This is a genomic window from Alphaproteobacteria bacterium (genome assembly GCA_024244705.1).
Lineage (GTDB): Bacteria > Pseudomonadota > Alphaproteobacteria > JAAEOK01 > JAAEOK01 > JAAEOK01.
On record JAAEOK010000008.1, the window covers coordinates 1 to 9,453 of the forward strand.

Below are 9,453 nucleotides of genomic sequence, written 5' to 3' on the forward strand. Positions count from 1 at the left end.
AGCGCCAGGAAGAAATGGCGCAGGCTCGATGGATCAAACCACCTCGACGAGGTCATCCAAGGAGTGAGATTCGAGAACGGCATCAAGCAAATCCAAAACGCCGCCTGACCAGCCCGTCACCAACTTTCGGGCATAGCTCGAAGGTATCCAATGAGATGGTTTCCCAATCGGCCGTCGACCGTCACTGGCATACTAATGGTTGCGGCGCTCGCAATGACAATTGGCATCGGCCAATCGGTCGCGGCCGATGGGTGGGCGACGGATAGCCGAACCGGGTGCGCCATTTGGCACGGCCATCCGAACCCGCCGCCGAACATAGTCCTAACCTGGTCAGGCGCCTGTACGAACGGCCGCGACTCCGGTGACGGCGTCTTCGTCATCGAGGCCGACGGCGAGGAACTGGTTCGCTATACGGGACCGCTGGAAAGCGGGAAGCCCGATGGCGTCGGCGTATTCGTGACTGCGACCGGTGACCGTTATGAGGGTGATTTCCGCGACGGCAAATTCGACGGTACGCGTGTCATGACGACCGGGAATGGCGCTCGATACGAAGGCGATTTCAAGGACGGAATGATGCACGGCGATGGGGTCATGACCCTGCAGGACGGGACCGAGCTGCGCAGGAAGTTCATGAACGGAATGCCGCTCGCGGAGTAATCAACGGACTTGTTTCGCCATGGCCGAGAGGCGCCTGAGCCCTTCGGCGGCCGGCATTGGACTGATCCGGCACCATACCCCGAGCCTATCCTCGTTTGCTCGATGGACGGCATCTATTGCCGTGTCGAAGCCGCTCTCGCCCGGAGCCGCCTCGAACCGATTATTGACAGGCCTGTCAAATTTAGCCAGACTTTCTGAGAAGTTGGCTCGGCACAATGGGTGGCGGGATCGAAATTCGCGGGCGGCCGGTCGGTAGCCGTCAACAAGAACTGAAAAGGAGGCTCGAAATTGGCTCACAACAGTTATCTCACGTTTGGTCGCCGAGAAGGTCAAGACGATTTCCCCTCCCACCTCATTTCCGGCATACCGTCGTTTCTCAAAGCCAATGTGGTGCCGCCGATCACCGACCAATTGAAGGAAGCCGACGTTAAGGCTGCGGTCCTTGGATTGCCGTGGGAACACACCAATACGTGCCGCTCCGGCGCGGCCATGGGTCCGCGCGCCATTCGTTGCGCAACCGATCACTACATAAGCCACCACGGCGAATTTCAGGTCGATTTGTTTGACGCATTGAACTTGGTCGATTGCGGCGATGTCCAAATCATCCCGGGCAATGCCCGAAAGACATTCGACCGTGCCGAGGAATGCATCACCAACATCGTCGAGGCCGGTGCGATCCCGTTCGTCTTTGGCGGCGACGATTCCTGCCCAATTCCGGTAACTGCAGCCTTATCCCGCAGTTGTTCGAAGGGTGGGTTCGCCTATATCCATTTCGACTCTCACATGGATACGGCGCGCGACGTCGGCGGCGAAGTCTTAAACCATGCATGTCCTGTAAGCCGAACGGCGGAACTGGAAAATTGCAAGGCGATTTCCCTGCTTGGAATCAACGGGGCGTTGAATCCGCCCGATGAACGCGCGTTCGTTGATGAATACGGCATCCAAATGTTTACGATTTGGGATATCGAGGAACAGGGAGTAGGGGCGGTCCTGGAGCAAGTCATCGATCACGTGTGGCGTGAAGACGTTGAGAAGGTCGTCCTGCATACCGATCTCGATTGTATGGACCAGGCGTTCGTGCCGGGCATTACGACGCCCGAAACCGGCGGCATGACACCGCGCGAGATGATCAGATTCGTCCGCGGCTTCGCCCGCAAGGGGATCGACGCCTATGTCATCACCGAATGTAGTCCGGTCTACGACCCGGCGAACAATGCGGCCCGGGTCGCCGTTCGCCTGGCGATGGACGTGATGGGAACGATCGCCAATCCCGATGGCAAGGGGCGGGTCTGATTTCGTAGCCCGCGACAGCGGCACTCGTGGTGGCGCTGTCCGCATCCGGTACGGCCCAGTCTTGGCGCCCAGGCGCCTAGCGATCCAAGACGCGCTCGATTTCGGCGAGCACGGTATCGACCTCCAGCCGGCGCAAATCGCCGCCCGGCGCGACAATGACGTGGTGAGACGGCGCGTCGGGAGGATAGGGCCCGAATCGCGTTGCCGAAGTCGGCCCGAACAAGGCAACGACCGGGCGACGCAACGCCGCAGCGATGTGCATGGGACCGCTGTCGTTGCTGACCACTAGGCGCGCCTGAGTGATCAGAGTAATCAATTGGTCCAGTCCTGTACGGCCACCAAGATCGATAAATCCCGGATCATCTGTGACCGGCGCGTCACCGCGCGTCTCGTGACTGCTCCAAACAATGGTCTCCGTCGGTCGATCGCGCCGAAGCCGCCGGGCGAGTTCTTCGAAGCCCGGCCATTCCTTTTCGCCCCGACGGCTATGCGGGCAGAGCACGACCGGGCCGGCGCCGTCGAAGCCCTGGCCGAATCGTGGATGGGAGGCGTGGTTGTAGGAGAGGGCGGTACCGATTTTCGCCTCTAAATTCAGCATCGGCAGAAACTCAAGGAGGATATCGATCGCATGCGCCTTCTCACCGGCGGCGGGCAGCGGCGCGCGCTCGCCATAGAATAAGCCTGCGCCCTCTCGTGCGTCGCTGCGGCCAATTTTGCGTCGGGCCCGCGAAACCGCCGTCATTATGCCAGTTCGCGCCAGCCCTTGGAAATCGAGTACGGCGTCGAATCGGCGGCGTCGTATCTCGACCAAAAGGCGGCTGAACGACACCAGCCCGCGACCACGGTGGAAAATCAAGATGTCGTCGATTGCCGCGCAGTTCTCGACCAAAGCGGCGAACCGGTCCCGAACCACCCATGTCAGCCTGGTATCCGGCGCCTGATCCTTGATCGACTGGGCAACTTGCAGTCCATGCACGATGTCGCCGATCGATGACGGCTTGATAATCAGGATCTCGGTCATTGCGGTGGGCCTATGAGGCGATCGGCGTCAGGTTAATCGATTTTCGACATCTTGGCGTTCCACGGCGCGGCGCGTCCCGTTCTGGTTGCCAAATATCGTCGCGAATGCAAGGCTCATTGGAAGGGGCCAAGTGCCGAGCTCGATCCAGGTCAGGTTGAAATTGAGCCGCAATCCTTAGCGCTGGGCGACCCTGCGGCCGCAAAAGGGGCCGCCCCTGATTTCTTTCCCAAATGCGAAAACTGCCCTTGGCAAGGACAGTTGGATGGCATAGATATTACGCCGCTAAGATACACGGACGCGGGGTGGAGCAGTCTGGTAGCTCGTCAGGCTCATAACCTGAAGGTCGTAGGTTCAAATCCTACCCCCGCAACCAAAATAATACAATAAATACCATAACTTACTATGAAGAGCCCGCCCTAGATGAGGCGGGCTCTTCTCGATTGGGCACCATATGGGTACCGCCGGGAATCAAGTTTAGGCCAGTTTCGCGGAATGATTTGAGCCTGTCCCTCCTATAAACTCTGTCCGTCGCAGTATCCTTTGATTATTGCGCCTTAGGACTGAATGTGGCGCCTAGCGTACGCGTACAGGCCTCCGTTCCGGAATCTGAGTTTTTGGAAGAGACACAGTCCCGGTCCGAAAAGCCACGGTCTCTGCGGCCGACGGGGTTTTCAGGAGGCACAACCTGCGCCGCGCCTGGGCATCGCTGCTGTTCGACGATGTGACCCAGGAGCAGGACCGAAAGACCCGAGACCCCGTCGCTCCGGCCAAGCCCTCAGCGGCGGCCGAGCGCAAGAGAACCAGCCGCCGCACCGATCACGGATCATCCGTCCATTCCATGGAAATCCTGATCGCCGAACTCGCACCCGATGCCGCAACAAATGTCGCCTCAAAAGCAATCCCGAAGCCCCCTCAACGACACAGATCTCCGAGCCAACACCAACCCAAAGCCAAGCCCTTAAACTCATTCAGACGTTCCCAGTGCCGGGAACACAATAACAGCAATCTTCCGTTTCATATCAAGCCATACACGTTTCCATTTAAGGGAACTCCGGTTTAGCGCGTCGCAGGTTTCGAGGCCCCGTTCAATGTCTTGCGCCGAAATTCCGAGACCATGGGCGATCGCCATCGCGAAGGCGGCGTCCAGAAGAGAGTGACCGGTACGGCCGGTCGCAGTGGCCGCCGGGCCGGCGATGCTCACGCTCAGTTGGGGAAACCCGTGGTCATAGAGAACGAGCGCCTCCCGGCGTTCACGCCACTCGGGTCGGACCGCCGGTTTTCCGTCGACGATATGAGCGCCGACGACGGAATTGCCTGTCGACATGGTGACGAAACAGATGCGGGCGGCGTTCGTTAAGGCCGCAATTTCGACGCACAACGGGTCATCCGCATACAGGACAGCAGCTTCGGTCGCAGAGTCGGCAACAATCTTGTAGACGCGCGCGAGATCGGTCAGCGTTCCGACACCGGATCCCGCGATCTGGTCATCACGAACATTCAGGACGGCCCCAACCTGACAACGATCGACGCCCAGCCCCGATTTCACCAGGTCACCCGGTGCGGCCTCCAGAATAGCGATTTCGGTCCTCGGGTCGCTGAGAACCGCGGCCGCGCCGATCGATCCACCGGCGTCGTCTTTCGGAATCCGTTGACGATCGACGAAGGCGCCACCGGCAGTCGATCGCCCCACGACCCGGCCGCTCACGCCGGCGATGTGCGCGACCATGTTTATTGCCGACGTGGAATTGGCGCCGGCGACCACGGCGACGGGAATGCGGGCCGTCGCCGAATGTGGAAAGACCGCCGCGAGGATCTCACCCGCCACGTCGCGCGGCTCGCCGACACTCGGCGCATAGTGCATCCGGAGTCCCGGAAAGCCGTTCACCTCGCAAACCGCCCCGCCCACTTCCCTGTATGATTTCGAGATATCCGGGATGATGAGATCGACGCCGCATACGCGCAACCCGATCGCCCGCGCGGCACGAATGGCGAGGTCTCGATTTTCGGGGTGAACGTCGTCGGTGACGTCGATCGAGCTGCCGCCGGTCGACAGATTCGGCCGGTCGCGAAGATAGAGGCGGCGCCCCGGCTCCGGTATCGAAACCAAGCTAAACCCCTGCCCGGCCAAATGCGATTCGACGTCTTCGTCGATATCGACAATGGTCAGGACATTGCGATGGCCGTATTCCCGCCTTGGGTCGCTGTTGAGGTCGTCGATCAGGTCCCGAATCCGCTTAATGCCGTCGCCGACGATGCTTGGCGGAATGCGCCGCGCGGCGGCTATCAACCGCCCGTCGAAGATGAGCAAACGATAATCCAAGCCCTCGATCACGCTTTCAACGACGACATCCGGGCCGTACTCGAGCGCCGTCGCCATTGCCGCTCGGATCGCGTCCGCATCGGTCAATCTCAACGAAACGGCGACGCCGGAGCCGGTTTCCGCGGGCTTGACGACAACAGGCGCGGCGATGGCTTGTGCGGCCGCCACCGCATCGTCGCCACTCCCGACGCAATATTGATCCGCCATCGGAATGTGATGCCTTTGCAGGAGACGCCAGGTTTTTGCCTTGTGGGCGGCGCGTTCCAGTGCATTGTCGTCCTCGAGACCAAGATTCGACCCCGAAATCACGATACGTCTGCAGCCCTGTCCCAGCTGAACATCGCCGTCGTCGGCGAATTGCGTGGGAATGCCGCCGCGGCGGGCGGCACGAGCCATCGCCGTAGCACCCGCCCCCAGGCCCTCCATGTGGAGCAATTGGCGAAAGGCTTGAACCACACCGTCGAAGTCAATGCTGCTCTCAGACCCGGCGTCATTGCAAATGGTGGCTGACAGCGTGTCATCGACCAACTCGACCGCCATCGATCCAGCGGCCAAGCCAACTATCGGATCTTCGTAGTCGAAACAGATGTCGCAGACCGACGGGTTCGGTTGGGCGCGCAAGTCGAATTGCCGCAAACTCGCGGCAGTGGCGACATTCTGAATATCTAGCGCCAAGTTCGCGATCAATTCCGGCCAGCGTCTGGCAGGGTCATCGGAAATTCTTGGCAGTTCGAACGTTAAATGTGAACGCTTCAAACGCTCTGCAATCGTCGCGATAGCGTTTCGTGCTGTAACGCGATCCAAACGAATCAGGTCGCCCGCTACGACAACGCGAAATCGAATAGCGCTGTGTGGGACGAACAAATTCGGCCCGACATAGACCGCCGAATCGGTCACCGCGACCAGTGAAGACGGTGCCACGTCCGGCGCGACCGCGGGCGCATCGTCTATTCCCCCGGCCATCGGGAGCCTACAGATCTCCGCCCGCGCGCGGCCGTGACCGGCCGACCGTGCTGCGGCCGGAAACCGCGCGCCGATACGATTTGAGCCGCGCCCACGTGGCATCGTTATCGTACGGCACAATGGTGAGGAAATCTCCGGGCCGACACATCCGAAGAGCCGTGTCGAGGGCACTTACCGGATCCGGGATCGCGACGGCGTTGGCGGCATCGACGCCGGACATGATCAATCCATCCCGCATCAACTTCGGGATCTCATGCGGTGCGCGCCCGTATCGATCGTCCCAGTGGTACAAAATATAGTGGTCGAACCAACCAGCCATCAGGGCTCCGATATCCACGATTTGACCATCGGTCCGACCGCCACCGACGGTCACCACGCCGATTCGGCGACCGCTGACAGGAATGCGCGAAATCGTCCGATGTAGGGCCCGAAAGCCATGTTCGTTGTGGGCCCAATCCATGAGGACTCGGAAGGGCAACCCTTCGAAGAAGTTCATTCGGCCGGGCGACATTCCGAAGCTGCAGTCGAAACTGCGCAGTCCTTGAGCGATTGCCAATGCGGATAGCCCGAGTGCATGCGCGATTGCCGATGCGAACATGGCGTTTTGCAGGTTGTGCCGCACAAGGCCACCCATCACCGACGGCATCTCGTCCACCGGCAAGACCAGCTGAGCTTCTCCGTGCTCCATGAGCATAAGCGCTTCTTTCCCATCCACGGTCCCAAGCCGTACGGCGAGCCCCCCATTCTCGATATGGTTGGCCACGCCGGGGTGATCGGGCTGCATCGTCACGAATGAAACGTGTCTGGCCGGGCATGTCGACGCCATCGCGGCGCAGCGGACATCGTCCGCATTGAGGATGGCCGTGTGTTCGGCCGCGTCGACAACCAGCTGCTTCAGCCGCGCCATGTCGTCGAGAGTGTCTATGCCGTTTTCACCGATGTGATCCTCTTCGACATTCAAGATTGCCGCGACCGCGCAATGGTCGAACCCCAAACCGGTGACGAGAAGTCCGCCCCGGGTCGTTTCCAGCACGGCGAGTTCCACTCTTTCGTCGCCGAGCAACTTGGCGGCTCCGTACGGACCAGTGCATCCATATCCAAGGACCTTCTCGTTGCCGACGAAACCGCCGTCGGTTGTCGTGCACCCGGTCGTAACGCCACTGAGGGTGGCGATGTGAGTGACCATTCGAGACGTCGTGGACTTGCCGTTGGTTCCGGTTATCGCCGCGATCGGGATCCGGGCATCGGCGGGATCGTGAAAGATCCTGTCCAAGAAAGAGCCGGCTGACTCGCCCGGCCTCATTTCCGTTGATTTGCGTGCTCGAGAGCCGTGGCCGATCTCGACGATGAAATCTTCGGTCACGGCGATGGGCAATCGCCGCGCGCGCGCCTCACGAACGAGGCTAGTGGTTTTCTCCGGCGGTCGATCCAACTCGACCAGGTTACGAAAAGCCGCATGCATTTCTGAGAAATCGTAGTCCTCATCCCGATCGAACAGGTCGGGCCGTTCACGCGCGACCGCATCATTCAAATGAGCGACCGCCAACATCCCAGCGGCGGCGCCAATCGACCAATCCTCGTATTCGAAACAGACGTGAACGATGTTCGTGTTCGGTTCATCGGCAATCCATGACCTGGCCGGCGGGCATCCGGTCGTCTGGGCCTGGAAACCGCTTGCCAATTCGACGATGAGGGTCGGCAGGAAGCGGCGCGGTCGGTTGCCCTGACCCCGCGACAACGCGATGAACCTATCCCCGACGAGACTTTTCCGAAGCCGGCCCAAGACGCTTCGCCGGGTCGCTTCATCGACAGCGAACAATCCGGAGGCGAGCGCTACTTTAAGATGGATCGCCGCGCACGGCGCGAAAAGGCTGGGGCCCAAATAGGCGCACGCGTCCTCTACCGCCAGAGCGATCCGGCCGGCCTCGGCTGACACGTCGCCCGAGGCCATCAAATCGGCCCCAACATCAAAAGAGTTGACGCGGGTGGATCAACGGTTGTCCACCAAACGCGCGAAAAGCGTTAACGGACGGTCCGCTTGGACCACAATCCAGCGCAGGCCATCTCCGCTGACTCGAAATCGCCGCCCACGCATCGACACGTTTTTCAGTTATCCCCAAGTACGGCTCTTTGCTAAGAAGATTAATTGGCGCAGTTTAGAATAGATTCTAGATCTTCCCTAGTGCTTCTGCGTTCTCCAAGGAAAATCCGGGCGCCACGCTTGGGCGGCCCTGCGGGTTTCCCCATCGCCGATTGGAGAGTGCCTCGATAATCGGAAGAGCGTTCTCCAGCCGCTCTCGTTCGCGGCGCGTGAAACCTTGATGGCCATAGTTGTCCCTACCGATTATTGGGTCCGTAGATAGGCGTGATGCAATCCGCCTAGTAAAGGTATTTTCTGGATCGTCCCGAACGCGTGAATCGGCCGCCCGTTCGGTGTGTCTTTGGCCAGACCGAGATGGGTCCGATATTCGTTGTAGTAGTCCTCATAACGGCGCAGCAGACGTCGCAGATGCCGCTCATTCAGCACGACCACATGGTCCGGCAGGTCGCGGCGGATCGACCCAATGATCCGCTCGACATATCCATTCTGCCAGGGAGATCGCGGCGCGATCGGTCGATCTCGGATTCCCATTCCAGCTATCCTGTGTCGAAACACGACTCCATAGGAAGCATCCCGGTCACGTATCAAAAAGTCCGGCGCTTCATCCCAAGGGAACGCCTCGACGATCTGTCGGGAAATCCACTCGGCTGTTGGATGATGGGTTGCCGCAATGTGAATGAGACGGCGACTACCGTGCTCAAGGACGACCAGCCCGTAGAGCAGCCTGAACCCGAGTGTGGGGACGACGAACATGTCGATCGCCGCGATGCCGTCTGCGTGGTTTCGCAGGAACGTCTTCCGCGTTTGAGACGGTGGCCCTTGCCGCTCTATCATGTACTTCGCTTCGCGTCGTGCAAAGCGCTACTCGAAGCAGCGCGGTTCCCTCCTAAGGACTACCGGGACAACCCGCAACACCACATTCGGCATCACATCAAGTGGACTAGTTTTACTCCGCCCTGTGGAGTGACCCCCAGGGGCTGGACACCAATCAGGCGGCTGGTTTGACCGGCTGCCGGGCGTGATCCTCCTCGAACTGTTGTGGGCTCCGATATCCGAGCGCGGAGTGGAGCCGTCTGGAATTGTAGACCTCCTCGATGA

Annotated in this window: 6 protein-coding genes and 1 tRNA gene; 3 read left to right on the forward strand and 4 right to left on the reverse strand. The window is 60.2% G+C overall.

From position 1 onward, the window contains the following. Window positions 1-213 precede the first annotated feature (213 nt). Together GY791_01255 and GY791_01260 are read left to right on the forward strand one after the other, a co-directional pair. Window positions 214-657 (forward strand): hypothetical protein, encoded by a 444-nt coding sequence (locus tag GY791_01255; protein MCP4327052.1) that lies wholly within the window; start codon window positions 214-216, stop codon window positions 655-657. Window positions 658-945: 288 nt separating this feature from the next. Continuing rightward, the gene (locus tag GY791_01260; GenBank protein ID MCP4327053.1) at window positions 946-1,950 is read left to right on the forward strand and encodes an agmatinase family protein; all 1,005 of its coding nucleotides are present in this window, start codon (window positions 946-948) and stop codon (window positions 1,948-1,950) included. Window positions 1,951-2,026: 76 nt separating this feature from the next. Here GY791_01260 and GY791_01265 read toward each other — a convergent pair whose 3' ends face one another. Beyond that, a complete protein-coding gene (locus GY791_01265) occupies window positions 2,027-2,971 on the reverse strand; it encodes a glycosyltransferase family 9 protein (GenBank protein MCP4327054.1) in 945 nt (314 codons plus the stop codon). 296 nt (window positions 2,972-3,267) lie between these two features. Here GY791_01265 and GY791_01270 point away from each other — a divergent pair. Beyond that, window positions 3,268-3,344 (forward strand) — tRNA-Met (locus GY791_01270). A 591-nt stretch (window positions 3,345-3,935) separates the two neighbouring features. Here the strand turns inward: GY791_01270 and GY791_01275 are convergent. The 3 genes from GY791_01275 to GY791_01285 all read right to left on the reverse strand — a co-directional run bounded on the left by GY791_01275 (window position 3,936) and on the right by GY791_01285 (window position 9,114). Then, on the reverse strand, window positions 3,936-5,966 hold the full coding sequence (locus tag GY791_01275) for a hypothetical protein (GenBank protein ID MCP4327055.1): 2,031 nt from the start codon (window positions 5,964-5,966) through the stop codon (window positions 3,936-3,938). A 295-nt stretch (window positions 5,967-6,261) separates the two neighbouring features. Beyond that, window positions 6,262-8,205, reverse strand: a complete 1,944-nt coding sequence (locus GY791_01280) for a hypothetical protein (protein ID MCP4327056.1) — start codon at window positions 8,203-8,205, stop codon at window positions 6,262-6,264. Window positions 8,206-8,598: 393 nt separating this feature from the next. Next, window positions 8,599-9,114, reverse strand: coding sequence for a transposase family protein (locus GY791_01285; protein MCP4327057.1), 516 nt, complete (start codon window positions 9,112-9,114; stop codon window positions 8,599-8,601). Window positions 9,115-9,453: the final 339 nt, after the last annotated feature.